The following is a 22401-nucleotide window of genomic DNA, read 5'->3' on the forward strand; positions in this document are numbered from 1 at the left end:
ATCACCCAGAAAGGATTAGTTACAAAGTGATACAAACGTAAAGACAGGCCTTTACGAATAGGCGAGCAATAGCAAATAGCAAGCATTACCATTTGCGCCCAATTTCTCACTTGCGTAGACGGATGCCTGCAATGCCTGCCCCCTGCCGCCTTTCACCCCTGACCCTGGGCCTTTCGCTGTTGTTCAGCGCAGGCCTGGCGAGTGCCGCCACCACCACCCTGCCGGAAACCGCGGTCACCGCCGACAGCGAGCGCGAGGAGGACAACCCCCGCGTGCGTGAAGTGAGCACCGCGACCCGCACCTCGACCCCGGTGCGCTATGTGCCCCAGGCCATCGATACGGTGAAGACCAGTAATGTCCTGGACTATGGCACCAGCACCCTGGGCGAAGCGCTGGAGGGCATCCCCAACGTCAGCAGCGGCGCCGACACGCGTTTCGACAGCGTGCGTATCCGTGGCTTCGAGGCCAGCAACGACTTCTACCTGGACGGTATCCGCGACGACAGCCAGTACACTCGCGACCTGCACAACATCGAGCGAATCGAAGTGCTCAAGGGCCCGGCGGCAGTACTGTATGGCCGGGGCAGCCAGGGCGGCATCGTCAACCGGGTGAGCAAGGCCCCCGAGCATGGCCGCCGCTCCACGATCGAAGCCCGGGGTGGCAGTGAGGACCTGCGCAGCCTGTACGCCGACCTCAGCGCCGACCCCAGTGACACCATCAGCCTGCGCCTGAACATGGGCAATGAGGACAGCAACAGCTTCCGTCACGGCGTGGATGGCAACCGTCAGCTGTTCGCACCGTCCATGAGCTGGCAAATCAACCCCGACCTCAACTGGCTGGTGCAGTACGAGTACAGCCGCTACAACCGCACCCCGGACCGTGGTATCCCTGGCAACCCGCTGACCGGCCGCCCTGCGGACGTCAGCCGCAGCGCCACCTACGGCGACACCCAGCGCGACTACATCGACGACCGCGCCCAGTCGCTGCGCTCGCGCCTTAACTACCAGCTCAGCGACAACTGGCAACTGCGCCACACCCTGGGCCTGTTCAAGCTCGACAGCGAGTTCGACAACACCTACCAGACCGCCTACAACCCGCGCACCAACCTGGTCACCCGCCAGCGCTGGCAGCAGGACCTGAACACCCGCAACCTGTTCAACAACCTCGAAGCCGAGGGCGATGTCAGCACCTGGGGCCTGGAGCACAAGCTGCTGGTGGGGCTTGAGTTCGGCAGCCAGCGCCGTGACCCGACGCTGTACAACGCCGCCACTTCAGGCCCTGGCGTGCGCCCGGTACCGGCCCTGGACCTGAATAGCCCCAACCGCAATCTGCAGCACACCGGCCGCATGGCGGTGTCGAGCAACAACCACACGGTGGTCGAGAGCCGTGGCGTCTACCTGCAGGACCAGATCCGCCTGAACGACCAGTGGCAAATCCTCGCCGGTGTGCGCTTCGATCAGTTCGAGGTGGAAACCACCAACAAGCTGCGCAATATCTCCGAGAAACAGAACGACAACAGCTTCAGCCCACGCCTGGGGGTGGTCTACACGCCATGGCGCGACCACTCCTTCTATGCCTCCTGGAGCAAGACCTACTCCCCCGTCGGCGGCGGCCTGATCGGCATCACCCCGGGCGCGGCCGGCAACACCAACGAAACCGACCCGGAGCTGACCCGGCAGAAGGAAATCGGGGTCAAGAGCGACTGGTTCGACGAGCGCCTGACCACCACCCTGGCACTCTACGAGCTGGAGCTGTACAACCGCCGCACCCGCGACCCGATCGACCCGAACATCACCCTGATGTCCGGCCTGCAACGCTCGCGCGGCATCGAGCTGACCGCCACCGGCAATGTCGTTGGCAACTGGTATGTGCGTGGCGGTATCGGCCTGCAGGACGCGAAGATCGTCGAGGACAACAATGGCCAGCAAGGCAACCGCATCAACGACGTGGCCCGGCGCAACGCCAGCCTGTTCGTGACCTGGAAACCTGAACTGGGTTGGTATGCCGAAACCGGCTTGACGCTGGTGGGCGACCGCTACGCCGACAACCAGAACACCATCATCCTGCCGGGTTATGGCCGTTGGGATGCCCTGGCCGGTTATCGCACCCATGACTGGGATGTGCGCGCAGCGCTGAAGAACGTCACCGACAAGACCTACTACGACTCGGCCACCAGCGCGGCACAGATCCAGTACGGTGACCCCCGCAGCCTGGTGGTGACCGGTACCTACAGCTTCTGACGCCATCGCAGGCTTGTCGGCCTCACACATGCAACGCACGCCCCCTGTAGGAGCGGCCTTGTGCCGCGAAAGGGCCGCAAAGCGGCCCCGGCGTTACCACATAGATTACCGGGGCTGCTGCGCAGCCCTTTCGCGGCGCAAGGCCGCTTCTACAGAGCAGCTGCGCAAGACAGTTGCCAACACCGGCCTGCCCTGTGCCCCAAACGAAAACGCCACCGCATGTGCGGTGGCGTTTTTCGTTGCGACAGGTACCTGCCCGCGTCAGTGCCACACAGCCAGCAGCGCTTCAAGCTCTGCATCGCTGATAAGGCCCTGCGGGTATCGCCCATCCAGCAGACGTCGTGGGTCGGTCTTCCTGACCCGGATGCTTCCATGGTCTCGCAACCACTGCGCCAGTATTTCAAGCGTTTGGTGATTCACCGCCGATGGGGGCATAGCCGACTCACTTGCTGCATTCATTTCAACACGCACTCCCTGGGCCCGTGAGCGGCTAACTTACGTAAGGTTTGTTACAGAACGGCGTGGGCCTATCTCTCTGAAACACAATGAAAAACCAATACAAAAGCTGTGCCATTCGCCGTCACCGAACGTCGCCACAAACAAAAAAGCCCGTCATTGGACGGGCTCTTTCATTCAGCGTGAATCAGCGCTTGAACGGCGCCGGCTGTTGCTGGGTCAGGCAATGGATGTTGCCGCCGCCCAGCAGCAGTTCGCGGCCGGGGATCATCACCACCTCGTGATCCGGGAAGACCTTGGCCAGGATCGCTCTGGCCTGCGCATCAGCGGGGTCGTCGAAGCTCGGCGCGATGATGCCGCCGTTGACGATCAGGAAGTTCACATAGGAACCGGCCAGGCGCACCGACGGGTCGCGCTCCTGGCTGCCGGCCACCTGGTCGACACCGGCGCATTCGGCTTCGGTGGCGAACAGCGGGCCAGGGATTGGCATCTTGTGCACCACAAACTCGCGGCCCTTGGCATCGCGGCTGTTTTTCAGCACATCGTAGGCCGCGTGGCAGCGTGCGTAATTGGGGTCGTTGGAATCATCGGTCCAGGCCAGTAACACTTCGCCTGGGCTGACGTAACAGCAGAAGTTGTCGACGTGGCCGTCGGTTTCGTCGTTGTACAGGCCGTCCGGCAGCCAGATGATGCTTTCCACCGCCAGGTGCTCGCGCAGGATCTCTTCGATCTGCCCGCGGTTCAGGTGCGGGTTACGGTTGCGGTTGAGCAGGCACTCTTCGGTGGTGATCAGGGTGCCTTCGCCGTCGACATGGATCGAACCGCCTTCAAGCACGAAACCTTCGGTGTGGTAACGCTGCACGCGCTCCATCTCCATCACCTTGGCCGCCAGTTCCTCGTCGCGGTTCCACGGCGCGTACAGGCCGCCGTCGAAACCACCCCAGGCGTTGAAGCCCCAGTCCACACCGCGCACTTCACCCTGGTCGTTGATCACGAAGGTCGGGCCGGTGTCACGCACCCAGGCGTCGTCGTTGCTGATTTCGACCACGCGGATGTTGGGTACATCCAGCTGGCGACGGGCGTTCTCGTACTGGCCGGCGGAAACCGCCACGGTGACCGGTTCGAAACGGGCGATGGCCTTGGCCAGGGTCACGTGGGCAGCCTGCGCCGGCTTGCCGCCCAGGCGCCAGTTGTCCGGGCGCTCTGGCCAGACCATCCACACCTGGGTTTGCGGGGCCCATTCGGCGGGCATGTGGAAGCCGTCGGCGCGGGGAGTGGTGTTGAGGGTTTTCATCGATGACCTCTGGGGGCAACTGGCGGAAGGGCGGGGCGCGCTGCGCGCACCTTTCGCGGCGCAAGGCCGCTCCTACAGGGAATCGCGTCCTCCTGTAGGAGCGGCCTCGTGCCGCGAAAGGACCGCAAAGCGGTCCCACCGGCTGATGGCGAACAGTTATAGCCGATAAATATCCGCTTATAAAGCCGAATGGAAGACCGTTTTCGCATAAAAAACACACTAAAACCGATAACAATCGATTTCAGAGTCCTTCGTTGAGGATCCGCTCCACGCTGTCGACAAAGTAATCCACACTCGCCCGCGTGGTGCACATCGGCGGCTTGATCTTGAGGATGTTCAGGTAGTCGCCGGTCGGCTGCATGAAGATCCCCAGTTCGCGCAGGCGGTTGCACAGGTGCATGGTCTCTTGCGTGGCCGGCTCCAGCGTCTGCCGGTCACGCACCAGCTCCAGCCCCAGGTAGAAGCCCGAGCCATGGGCCGCGCCCGCCAGCGGATACTTATCGACAAGCCCCTGCAACCGCGCCTTGAAATGCCGCCCCACGTCACGGGCGTTGTCCCACAGCCCTTCATCACGCATCACATCCAGCACCGCCATGCCGACGCGGCAACTGACCGGGCTGCCGCCGGCCGAGGAGAAGAAGTAGCCCTCGGCCTCCAGCGCCTCGGCGATCTCGCGACGGGTGATCACCGCCCCCAGCGGCTGGCCGTTGCCCATGCCCTTGGCCATGGTGATGATATCCGGCACCACGCCCTGCTCCTCGAAGCCCCAAAAATACTCGCCCAGGCGTCCGTAGCCCACCTGCACCTCATCGGCGATGCACACCCCGCCGCGCTCGCGCACCTTGGCGTAGGCCGCCTGCAGGTAGCCCTTGGGCAGCGAGATACCGCCGGCATTGCCGTACACCGGCTCGCAGATCATGCCCGCCAGCTGGCGGCCACGGCCATCGAGGTCGGCGAGCTTGGCGTCGACATCGCGCAAGTAGTCGGCCGCGCTGTCGGCACCGCGATAGCGGCCACGGAAGGTGTTCGGCGCCTCCACCGGGTGCACCCAGTCCGGCCGGGTTTCCAGGGCCTGGGGGTTGTCGGCGATGGAGGTGGAGATCGCATCCGTTGCCACCGACCAGCCGTGGTACGCCTCCAGCACGCTGAGCAGGTCGCGCCCGCCGCTGTAGGCCCAGGCCAGGCGGATCGCCAGGTCGTTGGCCTCGGTGCCGCTGTTGACCAGGAACACCCTGTCGAAGCCTTCCGGCGCCACGTCCAACAGGCGCTCGGAGAACTCGGCGATGGCTGCGTAGTGGAAACGCGAGTTGGTGTTGAGCAACGACCATTGGCGCGCCGATTCGGCGACCATGCGCGGGTGGCCATGGCCGAGCACCGCGACGTTGTTGAGCATGTCCAGGTACGAGCGGCCCTGCATGTCGATCAGGTAGTTGCGCCAGCCGCGTTCGATATGCGGCGGCTGCTCGTAGTAGTGCTTCTGCGAGCGGGCGAAGCTGGCGTCGCGGCGGGCCAGCAGCGCCTGCGCGTCGGCCAGTGGCTCGGCAGCACAATCGAAGCCCAGCAGCGCCGAAGGCGAAGGGCACAGCGCCAGCCACGCTGCGGCAGCACTGGGCGTGGCGAAAAACGGCGGCACGGCCTGGCCATCGAGGCACAGCTGCACGCTGAGGAAGCCACAGGTGGCGCCCAGCGCCTGGCCCCTGGCAAGCAGCTGGCCGTCGGCCGGGGCCTCCTCCAGGCCATTGAGCCAGAGGTTCCAGTGGGCGGTGCGCAGGCAGCCTCGGTTATCGCCGGCACGCTGCCATACGCCCTCGGCAGGTGCCTGCAGCAGGCTGCCGGGCACCAGGTTAAGTTCCACACCCAAGGCACAGGTGGCGGGCTCTTCGGGGCGGTCGATGTGGGTCTGCGACAGTCGGTACTGGCCGTGCAGGCTGCAGGCCGGCGCGGGTTGGGTCGCCAGCAGGCGCTGATCGAAGCCCGGCTGCTCCCAGTTGCCGGCCTCGCAGTGCGGGCTGAGCACCCCGAGGTCGACCCGGGTGACCGCCTGCCCAGCAAGTGCCGGCAACAAAGGCAGGCAGCCGCTGAAGTCGACAGTGCCGGGCCGCTGGCCGGCGGCCTGCAGGATGGCCGCGTCCATCAGCGCGGCAGGCACCGCGCAGGCGGTGTCGAAGATCTCCCACTCGTGGGCGATGTTGTCACGGGTGTACTGGTTGTGCGGGTCGATCGCCAGCTGCTGCTCACTGCTCAGCACCAGTACGGCGGCACGCAGCTGCACCAGCGGCCAGAGCGCTTGCAATTCGGCCGTTTCAAGCGGGTTGGCGGCGTGGTAGGCGGCCACCGCTGGCAAGATGCGCAGCGGGTCGCCTTCGGCGTGATGCAACAGCGCTGAACAGGTCACCGACAGGTCGGCGATGCGCCAGCTGCGCAGCAGGTCACCGAAGTCGATCACACCCTGCACGTGCCACTCACGTTGCCCGTCACGCGCCCAGACCACGTTGTCGTCGGTGATGTCCAGGTGCACGGCCTGGGTCGGCAGTTGCCCGACCAGTGGTGCCAGCCTGTCTGCGGCCTGGCGGGCCAGGGCCGCGACCTGCTGGCGGCGTGCCGGATCGGTGAGCACCGGCAGCAGGTGCTCGACCAGTGCCAGGGCGTGACGCGGGTCCCACTGCAAGGTGCGGTCCAGGCCCGGATGCTCGAAACCTGCCAGTGCCTGGTCGACCTGGGCGCACAGCCTGCCCAGCTCAGCCACCACGGACACCGGCAGGTGCTTGAGACGGGTCAGCGGCTGGCCGTCGATATAACTGAGCAGCCGCACCCGCAGGGGTTGGCCGTCGACCTCAAGCGCCAGCAGCGCCTCACCGGCAAGCGACGGCTGCACCTGCGGCACCGGCACGCCACGCTCGCGCAAATACGCCAGGGCGGCGTGCTGGGCCTGCAATTCGACTTCGGCGTAGCTGCCGTGGCAGGCCTTGAGCACGTAGCGCCCCTGGGCGCTGTCGACGCGGAAATTCACATCCTGCTGGCTACCCAGTGCCTCCAACTCGCCCCGCAGGTCATAATGCGAGCGCAGCAGGGCATGGGCCTGGGCTTCACCGAGTGAAGGGCTGGGCTGGCTCGAACGCTGGATCAGGGTGCTCAGGGGCATGGGGTGTGGCCTCGTTTTTTTGCCGCTTATATCGCCACTACTGTTGCCGTTATTCAAGAGGCAGCTCGCACCAGGCGACGGACATCGCGCGCCAGCACGATTTACGACGAGCGGCTACAAACAAACCAGCTAGGCTTTTCGCCAAAGCCATCAGCAAAGGCACTTGCACATGCGCATTCTTGTTACCGGCGGCGCCGGCTTCATCGGCTCTGCCCTGATCCGCCACCTGATCGGCAACACCGAGCATGAGGTGCTCAACCTCGACAAGTTGACCTACGCGGGCAACCTGGAATCGCTGCAGCCCATTGCCAGCAACAGCCGCTATGAATTCGTCCAGGCCGACATCGCCGACCAGGCCACGGTTGCCAAGGTGCTGGAACGCTTCCAGCCCCAGGCGATCATGCACCTGGCGGCCGAGTCCCATGTGGACCGCTCCATCGACGGCCCCGCGGCCTTCATCCAGACCAACATCGTCGGCACCTACGCCCTGCTCGAAGCCACCCGCGCCTGGTGGTCCCGGCTGCCGGCGGCGCAGCGCGACGCTTTTCGCTTCCACCATATCTCCACCGATGAGGTGTATGGCGACCTGCATGGCGTCGACGACCTGTTCACCGAAACCACGCCTTACGCGCCCAGCTCGCCCTATTCGGCCAGCAAGGCGGCGTCCGACCACCTGGTCCGCGCCTGGCAGCGCACCTATGGGCTGCCGGTACTGCTGACCAATTGCTCGAACAACTACGGGCCCTACCATTTCCCGGAAAAACTGATCCCGCTGATGATCCTCAACGCCCTGGCTGGCAAAGCGCTGCCGGTGTATGGCAACGGCCAGCAGGTGCGCGACTGGCTGTACGTCGAGGACCACGCAAGGGCGCTGATCAAGGTGGTGACCGAGGGCCAGGTCGGCGAGACCTACAACATCGGCGGGCACAACGAGCAGAAGAACATCGACGTGGTGCACATGCTGTGCGCGCTGCTCGAAGAGCTTGCGCCCGACCACCCAGCCGGCGTTGCGCGCTATGAAGACTTGATCACCTACGTGCAGGACCGCCCCGGCCACGACCTGCGCTATGCCATCGACGCCGGCAAGATCGAACGCGAGCTGGGCTGGGTCCCCGAAGAAACCTTCGCAAGCGGTCTGCGCAAGACCGTGCAGTGGTACCTGAACAACCTTGAATGGTGTCGCCGCGTGCAGGACGGCAGCTATCAAGGTGAGCGCCTGGGCAACTCCAACATCAAGGACTTGATCGCATGACCAAAGGTATCGTTCTGGCCGGTGGCTCCGGCACCCGCCTGCATCCCATCACCCTCGGCGTCTCCAAGCAACTGCTGCCGATCTACGACAAACCGATGATCTACTACCCGGTCTCGGTGCTGATGCTCGCCGGGATCCGCGACATCCTGCTGATTTCCACGCCCCAGGACCTGCCGCAGTACAAGAACCTGTTCGGCGACGGCCACCCGTTCGGCCTCAACATCAGCTACGCCGAACAACCCTCGCCGGACGGGCTGGCCCAGGCCTTCCTGATCGGCGAGGAGTTCATTGGCGACGACTCGGTGTGCCTGATCCTGGGCGACAACATCTTCCATGGGCAGAGCTTCACCGAACAGCTGCAACGCGCCGTGAAACATGAGTCGGGGGCCACCGTGTTCGGCTACTGGGTCAAGGACCCCGAGCGCTTCGGCGTGGTCGAGTTCGATAAGCAGGGTAACGCGCTGTCCATCGAGGAAAAGCCACTGCAGCCCAAGTCCAGCTATGCCGTGACCGGCCTGTATTTCTACGACAACGATGTGGTGCGCATCGCCAAGGACGTACGCCCCTCGGCACGCGGCGAGCTGGAGATCACCGACATCACCAACGCCTACCTCAAACGCGGCGACCTGCGCGTGGAGCGTTTCGGCCGCGGCTTTGCCTGGCTCGACACCGGCACCCATGAGAGCCTGCTGGAAGCCTCGCAGTACGTGCAGACCATCGAGAACCGCCAAGGGCTGAAAGTGGCCTGCCTGGAAGAAATCGCCTTCAACCAGGGCTGGATCAGCCGTGAAGAGCTGTTGGCCAAGGCCGAAAAACTGAAGAAGACCGGGTACGGTCAATACCTGGGCAAACTGGCAGAAGAATCTGCATGAACATCATTGCCACCGACATACCCGACGTCCTGATCATCGAACCCAAAGTGTTCGGTGACAGCCGCGGTTTTTTCTTCGAAAGCTTCAATGCCCGGGTGTTCGCCGAGCTCACCGGGTTCAAGGGCGGCTTCGTCCAGGACAACCACTCACGCTCGGAGCACAACGTGCTGCGCGGCCTGCACTACCAGGTGCAGAACACCCAGGGCAAGCTGGTGCGGGTGGTTCACGGCGAAGTGCTGGACGTGGCGGTGGACGTGCGCCGCAGCTCCAGGACCTGCGGCCAGTGGGTTGCGGTGCGCCTGTCCGCCGAGAACCGTCGCCAGTTGTGGATCCCGCCCGGCTTTGCCCATGGCTTCGTGGTGCTGAGCGATTCGGCCGAGTTCCTGTACAAGACCACCGATTACTACAACCCCGCTGCCGAGCACTGCATCCGCTGGGATGATCCCGACCTGAACATCGACTGGCAGTTGAAGGGTGTAGCGCCAAAGCTTTCCGACAAGGACAAGCTGGGCAAGCGCTTCGCCGAACTGAGCCTGCTGCCATGAAAATCCTTGTCTGCGGCCGCAATGGCCAGGTGGCCCAGGCACTGCAAGGCGCGCTGGCCGGCCTGGGCGAGGTCCACCTGCTGGGCCGCGAGCAGCTTGACCTTGCCCACCCGGAGCAGTTGCGCGCGCCGCTGCGCGAAATGGCGCCCGGCCTGATCATCAATGCCGCGGCCTACACCGCCGTGGACCAGGCCGAAAGCGAGCCGCAACTGGCCTTTGCCATCAACGCCGAAGCCCCCCGGGTGCTCGCCGAAGAGGCCGCGCGCCTGGACGTGCCGCTGGTCCACTACTCCACCGACTATGTCTTCGATGGCAGCAAGACGGCGCCCTATGTCGAGGACGATGCACCGAACCCGCTGGGCGTCTATGGCCGCAGCAAGCTGGCCGGCGAACAGGCCATCGCTGCAGTCGGTGGCAAGCACCTGATCCTGCGCACCAGCTGGGTTTACTCGCGGCACGGGCGCAACTTCCTGCTGACCATGCAGCGCCTGCTGCAGGAGCGCCCGCAATTGAAGGTGGTGAACGACCAGATCGGCGCACCCACCTGGGCCGGCACCCTTGCCGCCAGCACCCGCGCCCTGATCGAGCGCTGGCAACAGGGCCAGCCCGGCGCCTGGGGCACCTACCACCTGACCGCACAGGGCCACACGTCGTGGTTCGGCTTCGCCCAGGCCATCGCTGAACAGCTCAAGGCCCAGGGACTGCCTTGCGCCGAGCTGCTGCCGATCGCGTCAAGCGAGTACCCCACACCCGCGCACAGGCCGCTCAACTCGCGCCTGGACTGCTCGCGCCTGGTGCGCGAATGGCAGGTTGCGCAGCCGCACTGGCATCAGGCGCTGATCGACTGCCTCAACTAGCGCATAATTGCGCCAGACTCTTCTGGCGCCCTCAAGCGATGATCCCCAAACCCACGCCGCCTCGCCGCCCCCGCTGGCGCAGCCTCGCCCTCTTGGCACTGTGCCTGACCCCACTGCTGTGGCCCCTGCATCACCTGGCCGAGCGCTACTACCAGGACGAACTGGCCTCGCAGAACCGCCAGACCCTCGACCTCTATGTCGCCAACCTGCTCGGCACCCTGCACCGCTACGAGACCCTGCCGCAGATCCTCGGCGAACTGCCGGCCCTGCGCGGCGTGCTGGCCGACCCGTTCAAGCTCGAGGCGGTGACCAACGCCAACCGCCTGCTCAAGCACATCACCCAGCAGACCGGTGCCGAAGTGATGTACCTGATGGATGTCAGCGGCAACACCCTGGCCGCCTCCAACTGGGACAAGCAGGACAGCTTCGTCGGCCGCAACTTCTCGTTCCGGCCGTACTTCATCGAAGCCATGGACGGCCACCTGGGGCGCTTCTTCGGCCAGGGCACCACATCGGCCAAGCGCGGCTACTTCTTCGCCGCCGCCGTGCACGACCGTGAGCGGGTGATCGGCGTGCTGGTGGTCAAGGTCGACCTCGACCACACCGAAACCCTCTGGGGCCGCACCCCCGAACAGCTGCTGCTGACCGACCAGAACGGCGTGGTGGTGCTCACCTCGCGCCCGGACTGGCGCTTTCGCGCTACCCGTGAGCTGACCGAAGCCGAGCGCCAGGCGATCATCGCCATCCAGCCGTACCCGACCCAGGCGCCGCAGCCGTTGAGCCTGAACCACGACGCCTGGCTCACCCAAACCCGCGACATCAAGGAAACCGGTTGGCAGGTCAGCATCCTCGCGCCGCGCACCCTGGTCGACCGCTCGGTGCAGACGGTCATGGCCATCGGCGCCGGTGCGCTGCTGGTGACCATGCTGTTGGCCGGCCTGGTGATGCAGCGCCGCCGCCACTACATCGACCGCATCGACTTCGAGGCGCGCGCCCGCCATGAGCTGGAAAACCGCGTGGTAGAGCGCACTGCCGACCTCGAAGGCCTCAACACCCGACTCAAAAGCGCGGTGCTTGAGCGCGAGAACGCCCAGCAGGAGCTGGTGCGCGCCCAGGACGAGCTGGTCCAGGCCGGCAAGCTGTCGGTGCTCGGCACCATGTCGGCGAGCATCAGCCACGAACTCAACCAGCCACTGGCGGCCATCCGCAGCTACGCCGAAAACGCCGAGATCCTGCTCGACCACCAGCGCACCGAAGACGTGCGCGGCAACCTCAAGCTGATTGGCGAGCTGACCGGGCGCATGGCGTCGATCATCGCCCACCTGCGCGCCTTCGCCCGCCGCGACCGCCACGCCCCGGAGAGCGTGGCCCTGCAGCCGGCGCTGGACGACGCCCTGGCGCTGCTGGCCAAGCGCCGCCGGGCCATGGCGGTGGAGCTGGTGCGTGACCTGCCGGAGGCCACCCTGTGGGTGCAGGCCGGCGAAACGCGCCTGCGCCAGGTGCTGGGCAACCTGCTGGCCAATGCCCTGGACGCCCTCACCGAAAAAGCCAACCCGCGCAAGCTGTGGCTGAGTGCCGAACGCCAGGACGATTGCGTCTACCTGTACATTCGCGACAACGGCCCAGGCTTCAGCCGCCAGGCCCTGGAACACGCCAAGGAGCCCTTCTTCACCACCAAGACCCGCACCCAGGGCCTGGGGCTGGGGCTGGCCATCTGCGAAAGCCTGATGCGCGCCCTGGGCGGTGAGCTGCTGCTGGCCAACCACCCGGAAGGCGGCGCCCTGCTGACCCTGCAACTGCGCGTGGCCACGCCCGGCGCCAACCTGCAATCTTCGGAGGACACCTCGGCATGACCACCGAGACACTGATCGACAGCCACGCCCAGGTGATCCTGGTCGATGACGACCCGCACCTGCGCCAGGCGCTGAGCCAAACCCTGGACCTCGCCGGGCTCAAGGTGGTGGCGCTGGCCGATGCCCAGGGCCTGGCCGAACGCATCGAGGCCGACTGGCCGGGCGTGGTGGTCAGCGACATCCGCATGCCCGGCATCGATGGCCTGCAACTGCTGGAGCAACTGCACGCCCGCGACAGCGAGCTGCCCGTGCTGCTGATCACCGGCCACGGCGATGTACCGCTGGCGGTGCAGGCGATGCGTGCCGGGGCCTACGACTTCCTCGAAAAACCCTTCGCCACCGACGCCCTGCTCGACAGCGTGCGCCGTGCCCTGGCCCTGCGCCGGTTGGTGCTGGACAACCGCAGCCTGCGCCTGGCGCTGAGCGACCGCCAGCAACTGGCCACGCGCCTGGTCGGCCTGTCGCCAGCCATGCTGCGCCTGCGCGAGCAGATCGGCGCCCTCGCCGGTACCCGCGCCGATGTGCTCATCCTCGGTGAGACCGGCGCGGGCAAGGAAGTGGTGGCGCGCGCCCTGCACGACCTGTCGAGCCGCCGCGACGGCCCGTTCGTGGCGATCAACGCTGGCGCCCTGGCCGAATCGGTGGTCGAGAGCGAGTTGTTCGGCCATGAGCCAGGGGCGTTCACCGGGGCGCAGAAGCGCCGCATCGGCAAGTTCGAGTTCGCCAACGGTGGCACGCTGTTCCTCGACGAGATCGAGAGCATGAGCCTGGATGTGCAGGTCAAGCTGCTGCGCCTGTTGCAGGAGCGGGTGGTCGAGCGCCTGGGTGGCAACCAGCTGATCCCGCTGGACATCCGCATCATCGCCGCGACCAAGGAAGACCTGCGCCAAGCCGCCGACCAGGGCCGCTTCCGCGCCGACCTGTACTACCGCCTCAATGTGGCGCCGCTGCGCATCCCGGCACTGCGCGAGCGTGGCGATGACATCCTGGTGCTGTTCCAGCATTTCGCCGATGCCGCCAGCGAGCGCCACGGCCTGGCGCCCCACAGCCTGCAACCGGCCCAGCGCGCCATGCTGCTGCGCCACGAATGGCCAGGCAACGTGCGCGAACTGCAAAACGCCGCCGAACGCTTCGCCCTGGGGTTGGAACTGGCGCTCGACGGCCAGCCGGCGGCCAGCGCCAGCGACATTCACCTACCCGCACCGAGCGGCAACCTCAGCGAACAGGTCGAGCAGTTCGAACGCTCGCTGATCGCCGCCGAACTGGCCCAGCCCCACAGTTCCATGCGCAGCCTTGCCGAGGCCCTCGGTGTCCCGCGCAAGACTCTGCACGACAAGCTGCGCAAGCATGGCCTGAACTTCGACGGTGCCAGCGGCGGGCACGACGACCATGAGGACAACCGTCAATGAGCACCGACAGCCAGTACCTGCAAACCGTACTGCACAGCGACATTCCCCTGACCCGCGAGATGGGCATGGCAGTCCTCGACTGGCAGGGCCATTGCCTGCGCCTGCAACTGCCGCTGGCCCCCAACGTCAACCACAAGAGCACCATGTTCGGCGGCAGCCTGTACTGCGGCGCGGTGCTGGTGGGTTGGGGCTGGCTGCACCTGCGCCTGCGCGAGCTGGGCATCGATGACGGGCACATCGTCATCCAGGAGGGGCAGATCAGTTATCCGCTGCCGGTGACCGGTACCGCCGTGGCGCGTTGCCCGGCGCCGGACGAGAAGGCCTGGGAGCGGTTCCTGACGATGTACCAGCGCCGCGGGCGGGCGCGGTTGACGTTGGAGACGGTGGTGAGCAACGAGGGCAGTGACGAGCCTGCGGTGAGGTTCAGCGGGCAGTACGTGCTGCACCGTTGAGATTCCCGGCAGGCGGCGGTGTAGAGGATTCTTTTTCAAGCGCACCGCGCACCCTGTGGGAGCGGCTTCAGCCGCGAAACAGGCGGTGCGGTGGATGGCACCGGCGTTGCCGGTGTTCGCGGCTGAAGCCGCTCCCACAGGGCCCTGCTAAATCTGAAGGTTATGTGCAGTTCTGTGGGAGCGGCGGTTCGCCGCTGCGACTTGCCCGCGATTGGACCTCAGCTATTGATCGCGCCGGCCAGTTTGACCAGCGCTTGTCGCCAGTTGGCCAAACCTGGCAACGCCAGGAAAAACGGATTGAGCAACGACTCCCGCGGCGGATAACGAAACGCCTGCCCATCCAGCCCGATCACCTCACCACCGGCCCCCTCCAGCACGCCCTGGGCGGCAGCGGTATCCCACTGCGAGGTCGGCGCCAGCCGCGGATAGCAGTCGGCACTGCCTTCGGCGAGCAGGCAGAATTTCAGCGAGCTGCCAATATTGGCCAGTTCCAGTTCGCCCACTGCGCTACTCAGGCCAGCCAGCAGCGCTTCCTGCTCCGGGCTGGAATGCCGGCGGCTGGCGACCACGGTGAAGCGCCCATCCGCCGGTGGCGCGTTGCGCACCTGGATCGCCTGCGCCTCGGCATCCCGCTCGGCACGCCAGGCCCCCAACTCGCGACCGCCGAAGTAACAACGACCATTGGTCGGCATCGCCACCACACCGAACACCACCTCGCCGTGCTCGATCAGCGCGATGTTGACGGTGAACTCTTCACTGCCGGCGATGAATTCCTTGGTACCGTCCAGCGGGTCGACCAGCCACCAGCGCTGCCACGCTTCACGCGTCGCCAGCGGGATGTTGCAGTCTTCCTCGGACAGCACCGGGATCTGCGGCGTGAGCGCCTGCAGGCCATCGGCGATTATCCGGTGCGCAGCCAGGTCGGCCGCGGTCACCGGCGAGTCGTCAGCCTTGTTGGTCACGGCCACAGCGGTGCGCCAGAACGGCAGGATCGCCGCGCCTGCCCGCTGGGCGAGCTCCACCACGTCCAGCATCAGCTGACGGTCGCTCATACGCTCAGCACCCCACGCTGGATCAGCAGGTCGCGCGCCAGGTACAACGCCGCCAGGGCCCGGCCTTCGCTGAACTGCGGGTGCATGGCCAACGCCGACAGTTCGCGCAGGTTGACCTTGTCGACCCGCATCGGCTCGGGCTCATCGCCCTCAAGACGCTCTTCATACAGGTCGGTGGCCAGCACCACCTGGATCTTCTGGCTCATGTAACCGGGCGACAACGACAGCTCGGTCAGGTGCTCCAGCTGGCGTGCGCCAAAACCGGCCTCTTCCTTGAGCTCGCGGTCAGCGGCGGCCAGCACGTCCTCACCCGGCTCGATCAGGCCTTTGGGCAGGGACAATTCGTATTCATCGGTACCGCCGCAATATTCCTCGACCAGCACCGCGTGCTCGGCATCGAGCATGGCCACGATCATCACCGCGCCGTAACCATTGCCCCGGCCGACCAGTCGCTCATAGGTGCGTTCGGTGCCGTTGGAAAAGCGCAACTGCACGGCTTCGACGCGGAACAGGCGGCTGCTGGCGACGATCTCGCGGCTGAGGACGGTGGGTTTCTGGCGCATGGGGCGGCTCCTTGGCGTGAACGGGTTACTATACCGTGGCTTGCCACCTGATCGAGAGTTTCCCATGCCCGTTCTTCCCTGGTCCGCCATCGATACTGTCCTGCTGGACATGGACGGCACCCTGCTCGACCTGCACTACGACAACCGCTTCTGGCTGCAGCACCTGCCGCAGCGCTATGCCGAGCTGCATGGCGTGAGCCGGGCGATGGCCGAAATGGAGCTGCAGCCGCTGTTCGAGCAACATGCCGGGACGTTGAACTGGTACTGCCTGGACTTCTGGAGCCGCGAGCTGCGCCTGCCGATCCGCGAGCTGAAGCAGGAGATCGCAGACCTGATCGCCTTGAAGCCGGATGCCGACACCTTCCTCGCCGCCATCCGCAAAGCCGGCAAGCGGGTGGTGATGATCACCAATGCGCACCGCGACTCACTGTCGCTGAAACTGGAGCGGGTGGAGCTGGCGCCGTACTTCGAGCGGTTGATCAGCTCGCACGACTACGGCTACCCGAAGGAGAGCCCGCTGTTCTGGGAGGCGTTGCAGGCGGATATCGGCTTCGAACCGGCGCGCAGCCTGTTCATCGATGACACCCTGGCCATCCTGCGCAGCGCGCAGCGGTTCGGGGTGGGGCATCTGCTGGCGGTGAAGCAGCCGGACAGCCAGGGCGCGCTGCGCGATACCCAGGAGTTTGCGGCCGTAGAGGATTACCGGGAACTACTGATGGGTTTGTGAGGCCCTTCGCGGGTAAACCCGCTCCCACAGGCTGTGAAAAACCTGTGGGAGCGGGTTTACCCGCGAAGAGGTCGATACAGGCTGTAGAGATCAATCCGGAATACGCAGTACCTGCCCCGGGTAGATCTTGTCCGGGTGCTTGAGCATCGGCTTGTTCGCCTCGAAGATCTTGTTGTACTGGTTGGCGTCGCCATACACCTTCTTGGAAATGGCGCTGAGGGTGTCGCCTTTCTCGACCGTGACGAACCGGGCCGCCTGGGCAATCGGCCCGGTGACGGTGATCTGGTCGTCCACCGACGCCACGCCAGCGATGTTGCCGGCCGCCAGGATGATCTTCTCCTTCTCTTCCTGGCTACTCACCTCGCCCTTGAGGATGACCTTGTCTCCCTCTACAGTGGCCGAGATGTTCGGGTTGCCCAGGCCAACGCTTTCGACGTGTTTCTTCAACTGCTCCTCGGCATTGGCATTGCCCGGAGTCAGCAGGTCGATCAACTTCTCACCGGCTTCCTTCACGAAACTGAACAGGCTCATGTGGCGCTCCTTTGAGGGTGAATCCGTGGAAGCAGAAGTCTAGGCCAGGATCCCGCCCCCCGCCCCTGTGCGACCAATCGACGCGGTCTATCACGGCATAGACGCTAGCGATTAGACGCCACCTGCCCAGCGGCCTAGGCTTGTGGCATCAAACTGCCGCCGGTATTCGCCCCGATGAACAGCAAGCCTCCGGTCTGCGCGGCGCCCTCGTCCTTCGATCTGCCCGCCGCCAGCAACACCTACGACTACCTCGAGCTCACCGATGCTGCGCGTGACAGCACGCCGCTGGCCGAGGAAGTGGCGCTGGCCATCGTCTACAACGGCCTCAACCAGGCGGTGATGCTGGTCAGCCCCACCGACCTTGAAGACTTCGCGGTCGGGTTCAGCGTCGGCAGCGGCATCGTCAGCGGTACTGACGAAATCTATGACGTGAAGCTGTCCGGCAGCGGCTCGGCCTTGTATGCCGACCTGGAGATATCCAGCCGTGCCTTCTGGGACCTGAAGAACCAGCGCCGCCAGATGGCCGGCACCAGCGGCTGCGGCCTGTGCGGTGTCGAAGCCCTGGAGCAGGCGCTGCCAGAACTGAAGGTACTGCCCGGGGCCCCCTTGCCCCCGGCCCATTGGCTCAAGGACCTGCGCCAGCGCATCGATGCCTTCCAGCCCCTCGGCCAGCACTGCGGCGCTGTGCACGCCGCGCTGTTCATGGACCGCGACGGCCAGCTGCTGCTGGGCCGCGAGGACATTGGCCGGCACAACGCCCTGGACAAGCTGATCGGCGCCCTGCTGCGCCAACGCATCGACACCACCGGTGGCCTGGCCATCGTCACCAGCCGTTGCAGCCTGGAGCTGATCCAGAAAGTGCTGCGCGCCGGCATCCAGACCCTGGTCAGCCTCTCGGCGCCCACCGGCCTGGCCCTGCAATGGGCACGCAAGCACAACCTCAACCTTATCCACTTGCCCAAACACAGCGCACCGCGGGTATTCAGCCCAGCGGCGGAGTAGTAACAGCCGTGACCTCGTACGAAAAACTCCCGGACAACGCCCCCGCTTCCTCCCCTCGCTACAAACCCTACCCCGGCCCCGCCGGCGGCTGGGGCGCGCTGCGCAGTGTGGCCAAGGCCTGGGTCGGCAGTGACAACGCCCTGAAGAACCTGCGCGCCCTGCTCAAGACCAACCAGAACGGTGGCTTCGACTGCCCTGGCTGCGCCTGGGGCGACTCCCCCGAGAGCGGCATGGTCAAGTTCTGCGAGAACGGCGCCAAGGCGGTCAACTGGGAAGCCACCAAGCGCCGTGTCGATGCGGCTTTTTTCGCCCGCTACAGCGCCAGCGCGCTGCGCCAGCAAAGCGACTACTGGCTTGAGTACCAGGGCCGCCTGACCGAGCCGATGGTCTATGACCCGGTCACCGACCGCTACCAGCCCATCGATTGGGACGCGGCATTCGCGTTGATCGCCCGCCACCTGAACAACCTGGCCAGCCCTGACCAGGCCGAGTTCTACACCTCCGGCCGGGCCAGCAACGAGGCGGCGTACCTCTATCAACTGTTCGTGCGCGCCTATGGCACCAACAACTTCCCCGACTGTTCGAACATGTGCCACGAGGCCAGCGGCGTTGCTCTGAGCCAGAGCGTTGGCGTGGGCAAGGGCACGGTCACCTACGACGATTTCGAGCACGCCGACGCGATCTTCGTCTGGGGCCAGAACCCCGGCACCAACCACCCGCGCATGCTCGACCCGTTGCGTGACGCGGTTAAGCGCGGCGCCCAGGTGGTCTGCATCAACCCGCTCAAAGAGCGGGGCCTGGAACGCTTCCAGCACCCACAGAACCCACTGGAAATGCTGACCAACAGCGACCGTCCGACCAACACCGCGTTCTTCCGCCCGGCCCTGGGCGGCGACATGGCGCTGCTGCGCGGCATGGCCAAGTTCCTGCTGCAGTGGGAGCGCGAGGCGCAGGCCAAGGGCGAGCCGGCGATCTTCGACCATGCCTTCATTGCCGAGCACGGCCATGGCGTGGACGCGTACCTGGCGGTGGTCGATGCCACGCCATGGGAGCAGGTCGAGGCGCAATCCGGCCTGAGCCTGGCCGACATCGAGCTGTCGGCGCGCATGTACTGCAAGGGCAAGCGGGTGATCATGTGCTGGGCCATGGGCATCACCCAGCACCGCCACTCGGTGCCGACCATCCAGGAAATCGTCAACCTGATGCTGCTGCGCGGCAACCTCGGCGCACCCGGCGCCGGCCTGTGCCCGGTACGCGGCCACAGCAACGTGCAGGGCGACCGCACCATGGGCATCAACGAGCGCCCACCGGCGTTCCTGCTCGACGCCATCGAGAAGCGCTTCGGCTTCCAGGTGCCGCGCCACAATGGCCACAACACCGTCGAGGCGATCCACGCCATGCTCGAAGGCCGGGCCAAGGTGTTCATCGGGCTGGGCGGCAACTTCGCCCAGGCCACCCCGGACACCGAACGCACCGCCCAGGCCCTGCGCAACTGCGAGCTGACCGTGCAGATCAGCACCAAGCTCAACCGCAGCCACCTGGTCCATGGCAAGCAGGCGCTGATCCTGCCGTGCCTGGGCCGTACCGATATCGACCTGCAAAGCGATGGCCCGCAGGCGGTCACGGTGGAGGACTCGTTCAGCATGGTCCATGCCTCCAACGGCCAGCTCAAGCCGCTGTCCAGGCAAATGCGCTCCGAGCCCGCCGTGGTCGCCGGCATCGCCGCCGCCACCCTGGGCAAGCAGCCGGTGGACTGGCACTGGCTGGTGGCCGACTACGACCGCATCCGCGCATTGATCGCCGATACCATCCCGGGCTTTGCCGACTTCAATGAGCGGCTGCGCCTGCCGGGTGGTTTCTACCTGGGCAACAGCGCCGCCAGCCGCCAGTGGAAAACCGCCACCGGCCGGGCCAACTTCAAGGCCAACCTGCTGCCCGACAGCCTGCTCGATGAGCGGGTACGCGCCAGCGGCCAACTGCCAGACCTGATCATGCAGTCGATGCGTTCGCACGATCAGTACAACACCACCATCTATGGCATGGACGACCGCTACCGCGGCGTACGCGGCCAGCGTGACGTGCTGTTCGTAAACGAAGCCGACATCGTTCGCCTGGGCTTCCAGCCAGGGCAGAAGGTCGACATCGTGTCGCTGTGGGGGGATGAGCATGTGCGCCGGGTGCAGGGTTTCACCCTGTTGGCGTTCGACATTCCTGCCGGGCAGGCGGCGGCCTATTACCCCGAGGTGAACCCGCTGGTGCCGCTGGAGAGCATTGGCGAGGGCAGCCATACGCCGACGTCCAAGTTCATCGCCATCAAGCTGGAGCGGGCGCGGGACGACGGGCGTATCATCTGACACCGTCGCCAGCTGCGTAACGCTCCTACAGGCGTAGCCAGCAGCCGGCGATGAGTGCTTCAAGCGCCCACAAAAAAAGCCCTGTCCGCAATGGATCAGGGCTTTGTCATAAAAGCCTCAGACCGCCGAAAATCGGGAAAGTTTCATACATAATTCAATAACTTATAGAATTGTGTACAACTCGTGCTACTCGTCGGATTTCCGTTGCCAGCCGCTTCGCCGGGCCTCAAATTCCGCCTCGTCATCCCTTTGAGGCTCTCTTGATGAAGAAGTACTCCTCGATTCTGTTGTTGTCTTTCAGCTTGCTCAGCGGCGTGGCCATGGCAGGCGGCACCACCGAGGCCGGCATTGGCGGCGCATTGGGTGGGGTACTGGGCTCCGTGGTGGGCAACTCCATCGGGGGTAGCACCGGCGGCGCCATCGGTGCCGGCCTGGGCGGCGCTGCCGGCGGTGCCCTGGGTGCCGACAAGCGCCAGCGTGGCGAAGCCGCCATCGGTGGCGCGCTGGGCGCAGCGGGCGGCAACGTGGTCGGTCGCTCCATGGGCGGCACCACCGGCAGCTACATCGGTGCGGCCGCGGGCGGCGGCGCCGGTGGCGCACTGGGTAACTACATGGGCAACAAGGCCGACGAAGACGAGCGCCACGATTCGCGTCGCTATCGCCGCGACTACGATGATCGCCGCTACTACGACCGCGGCCACCACTATGGCCACCGCAAGCACAAGCGCCACTGGCGCGACTGATCGCCAGGCTTAAGCCTTGCGCCTAGGCCCCGCCCTCATCGGCGGGGCCTTTTCGTTTGCGCCAATACCCGAGGATTAGGGGCCGCCCCGATATGGAGGCCAGTAGCCACTAGTTATCATTCCCTGCTTCCACCTTGAACAGGACGCAGGGAATGCGCGCGATCAGCATCACCCTCATCTGCTCGCCTCCCTACCCGAGGGGCTGAAGCATGCCCACCCGCACTCGCCCGCCCATGCTCAGCGAAGCCAGCTTTGCACGAATTCGCCAAAGGGTTACGCAGGCCACTGGCGTGCATCTGGCCGACGACCGCCGGGCAGTGGTCGCGGCGCGCCTGCACAAACGCCTGAAAACCCATCGCCTGGCGGACTTCGAGCATTACCTGAGCTTGCTCGACAGCGATCAGGGCGCGGTGGAACACGAGCACCTGCTACGCCTGTTGGTGGCCCGCGACAGCTACTTTTTCCGCGAGCACCGCCACTTCGAATGGCTGGCCGGCTGGCTGGCCGAACTCGACCGCCCCGCGCGCCTGTGGAGCGCCGCCTGTGCCACCGGTGAGGAAGCCTGGAGCCTGGCCATGGTCGCCGCCGAAAACGCCCGCCATCCAGGCTGGCAGGTACTGGCCAGCGATTTCGATCCACAGGTGCTGGCGCACGCCGCCGCCGGCATTTACGACATTGCCCAGGCCCGCTACTTCCCGGAAGGCTGGCTGGCCCGCCACTGCCTGTGCGGGGTCGGTGAAATGGCCGGGCGACTGCGCGTCACCCCTGCCCTGCGCGGGCAGGTAGGCTTCGAGGCGATCAACCTGATTCAGCCCTTGCCGGAACGGCTCGGCCAGTTCGACGCCATCCTGCTGCGTAACCTGGTGTCGAACCTCGCCCCATCGTACAAGCGCGAGGTGCTGCTCCGTGTGCTCGCACAGCTGCGCCGCGGCGGCTTGCTGATCATCGGGCATAGCGAGAGCATCCACGAGCTGGACCTGCCCCTGCGCCCCTTGCTGCCCTCGGTGTTCGAACGCCTATGAGCAGAGGCACTGACTGCGCACCCGCGCCGCAGTGC

19 protein-coding genes are annotated in these 22401 nt (G+C 65.6%); 13 read left to right on the plus strand and 6 right to left on the minus strand.

Annotated features, from left to right (window positions below):
• Window positions 1-131 precede the first annotated feature (131 nt).
• Window positions 132-2240 (plus strand): TonB-dependent receptor, encoded by a 2109-nt coding sequence (locus L6D77_RS16225; RefSeq protein WP_232883271.1) that lies wholly within the window; start codon window positions 132-134, stop codon window positions 2238-2240.
• Window positions 2241-2501: 261 nt separating this feature from the next.
• On the opposite strand, the gene L6D77_RS16230 is transcribed toward L6D77_RS16225, so the two are convergent.
• The 3 genes from L6D77_RS16230 to L6D77_RS16240 form a co-directional block, all read right to left on the minus strand.
• The gene (locus L6D77_RS16230) at window positions 2502-2699 is read right to left on the minus strand and encodes a hypothetical protein (protein ID WP_232883270.1); all 198 of its coding nucleotides are present in this window, start codon (window positions 2697-2699) and stop codon (window positions 2502-2504) included.
• Between the two features lie 184 nt (window positions 2700-2883).
• Window positions 2884-3990, minus strand: a complete 1107-nt coding sequence (gene aguA / locus L6D77_RS16235; protein ID WP_232883269.1) for an agmatine deiminase — start codon at window positions 3988-3990, stop codon at window positions 2884-2886.
• Between the two features lie 241 nt (window positions 3991-4231).
• The gene (locus tag L6D77_RS16240) at window positions 4232-7132 is read right to left on the minus strand and encodes an aminotransferase (RefSeq protein WP_232883268.1); all 2901 of its coding nucleotides are present in this window, start codon (window positions 7130-7132) and stop codon (window positions 4232-4234) included.
• 169 nt (window positions 7133-7301) lie between these two features.
• Between L6D77_RS16240 and rfbB the strand changes: the two genes are divergently transcribed.
• The 7 genes from rfbB to L6D77_RS16275 are packed head-to-tail and all read left to right on the plus strand — an operon-like array spanning window position 7302 to window position 14372.
• Entirely contained in the window at window positions 7302-8384 is a 1083-nt protein-coding gene (gene rfbB / locus L6D77_RS16245; protein WP_232883267.1) for a dTDP-glucose 4,6-dehydratase, read from the plus strand.
• Window positions 8381-9256, plus strand: a complete 876-nt coding sequence (gene rfbA / locus L6D77_RS16250) for a glucose-1-phosphate thymidylyltransferase RfbA (protein WP_232883266.1) — start codon at window positions 8381-8383, stop codon at window positions 9254-9256. The genes rfbB and rfbA overlap by 4 nt, the downstream gene beginning before the upstream one ends.
• A complete protein-coding gene (gene rfbC / locus L6D77_RS16255) occupies window positions 9253-9801 on the plus strand; it encodes a dTDP-4-dehydrorhamnose 3,5-epimerase (protein ID WP_232883265.1) in 549 nt (182 codons plus the stop codon). The genes rfbA and rfbC overlap by 4 nt, the downstream gene beginning before the upstream one ends.
• Window positions 9798-10658 (plus strand): dTDP-4-dehydrorhamnose reductase, encoded by an 861-nt coding sequence (gene rfbD / locus L6D77_RS16260; protein ID WP_232883264.1) that lies wholly within the window; start codon window positions 9798-9800, stop codon window positions 10656-10658. Before rfbC ends, rfbD begins: the two co-directional genes overlap by 4 nt.
• A gap of 38 nt (window positions 10659-10696) precedes the next feature.
• Entirely contained in the window at window positions 10697-12511 is a 1815-nt protein-coding gene (locus L6D77_RS16265; protein WP_232883263.1) for a sensor histidine kinase, read from the plus strand.
• On the plus strand, window positions 12508-13920 hold the full coding sequence (locus L6D77_RS16270; RefSeq protein WP_232883262.1) for a sigma-54-dependent transcriptional regulator: 1413 nt from the start codon (window positions 12508-12510) through the stop codon (window positions 13918-13920). The genes L6D77_RS16265 and L6D77_RS16270 overlap by 4 nt, the downstream gene beginning before the upstream one ends.
• On the plus strand, window positions 13917-14372 hold the full coding sequence (locus tag L6D77_RS16275; RefSeq protein WP_232883261.1) for a thioesterase domain-containing protein: 456 nt from the start codon (window positions 13917-13919) through the stop codon (window positions 14370-14372). Before L6D77_RS16270 ends, L6D77_RS16275 begins: the two co-directional genes overlap by 4 nt.
• A 218-nt stretch (window positions 14373-14590) precedes the next feature.
• On the opposite strand, the gene cysQ is transcribed toward L6D77_RS16275, so the two are convergent.
• Window positions 14591-15424, minus strand: coding sequence for a 3'(2'),5'-bisphosphate nucleotidase CysQ (gene cysQ / locus L6D77_RS16280; protein ID WP_232883260.1), 834 nt, complete (start codon window positions 15422-15424; stop codon window positions 14591-14593).
• The gene (gene nudE, locus L6D77_RS16285) at window positions 15421-15987 is read right to left on the minus strand and encodes an ADP compounds hydrolase NudE (protein WP_023630347.1); all 567 of its coding nucleotides are present in this window, start codon (window positions 15985-15987) and stop codon (window positions 15421-15423) included. The genes cysQ and nudE overlap by 4 nt, the downstream gene beginning before the upstream one ends.
• Before the next feature lie 64 nt (window positions 15988-16051).
• Here nudE and yrfG point away from each other — a divergent pair, with 64 nt between their 5' ends.
• Window positions 16052-16714, plus strand: a complete 663-nt coding sequence (yrfG, locus tag L6D77_RS16290; protein ID WP_232883259.1) for a GMP/IMP nucleotidase — start codon at window positions 16052-16054, stop codon at window positions 16712-16714.
• Window positions 16715-16804: 90 nt separating this feature from the next.
• Here the strand turns inward: yrfG and lysM are convergent, their stop codons facing one another.
• Window positions 16805-17245 (minus strand): peptidoglycan-binding protein LysM, encoded by a 441-nt coding sequence (gene lysM / locus L6D77_RS16295; RefSeq protein WP_232883258.1) that lies wholly within the window; start codon window positions 17243-17245, stop codon window positions 16805-16807.
• A gap of 174 nt (window positions 17246-17419) precedes the next feature.
• Here lysM and fdhD point away from each other — a divergent pair, with 174 nt between their 5' ends.
• The 4 genes from fdhD to L6D77_RS16315 all read left to right on the plus strand — a co-directional run bounded on the left by fdhD (window position 17420) and on the right by L6D77_RS16315 (window position 22366).
• Window positions 17420-18247, plus strand: a complete 828-nt coding sequence (gene fdhD / locus L6D77_RS16300) for a formate dehydrogenase accessory sulfurtransferase FdhD (protein WP_232883257.1) — start codon at window positions 17420-17422, stop codon at window positions 18245-18247.
• A gap of 8 nt (window positions 18248-18255) precedes the next feature.
• Window positions 18256-20601, plus strand: a complete 2346-nt coding sequence (locus L6D77_RS16305; RefSeq protein WP_232883256.1) for an FdhF/YdeP family oxidoreductase — start codon at window positions 18256-18258, stop codon at window positions 20599-20601.
• Window positions 20602-20864: 263 nt separating this feature from the next.
• Window positions 20865-21344 (plus strand): glycine zipper domain-containing protein, encoded by a 480-nt coding sequence (locus L6D77_RS16310; RefSeq protein ID WP_125462220.1) that lies wholly within the window; start codon window positions 20865-20867, stop codon window positions 21342-21344.
• A gap of 209 nt (window positions 21345-21553) precedes the next feature.
• Window positions 21554-22366, plus strand: a complete 813-nt coding sequence (locus L6D77_RS16315) for a CheR family methyltransferase (protein ID WP_232883255.1) — start codon at window positions 21554-21556, stop codon at window positions 22364-22366.
• Window positions 22367-22401: the final 35 nt, after the last annotated feature.

The organism is Pseudomonas parasichuanensis, from assembly GCF_021601385.1.
GTDB lineage: Bacteria > Pseudomonadota > Gammaproteobacteria > Pseudomonadales > Pseudomonadaceae > Aquipseudomonas > Aquipseudomonas parasichuanensis.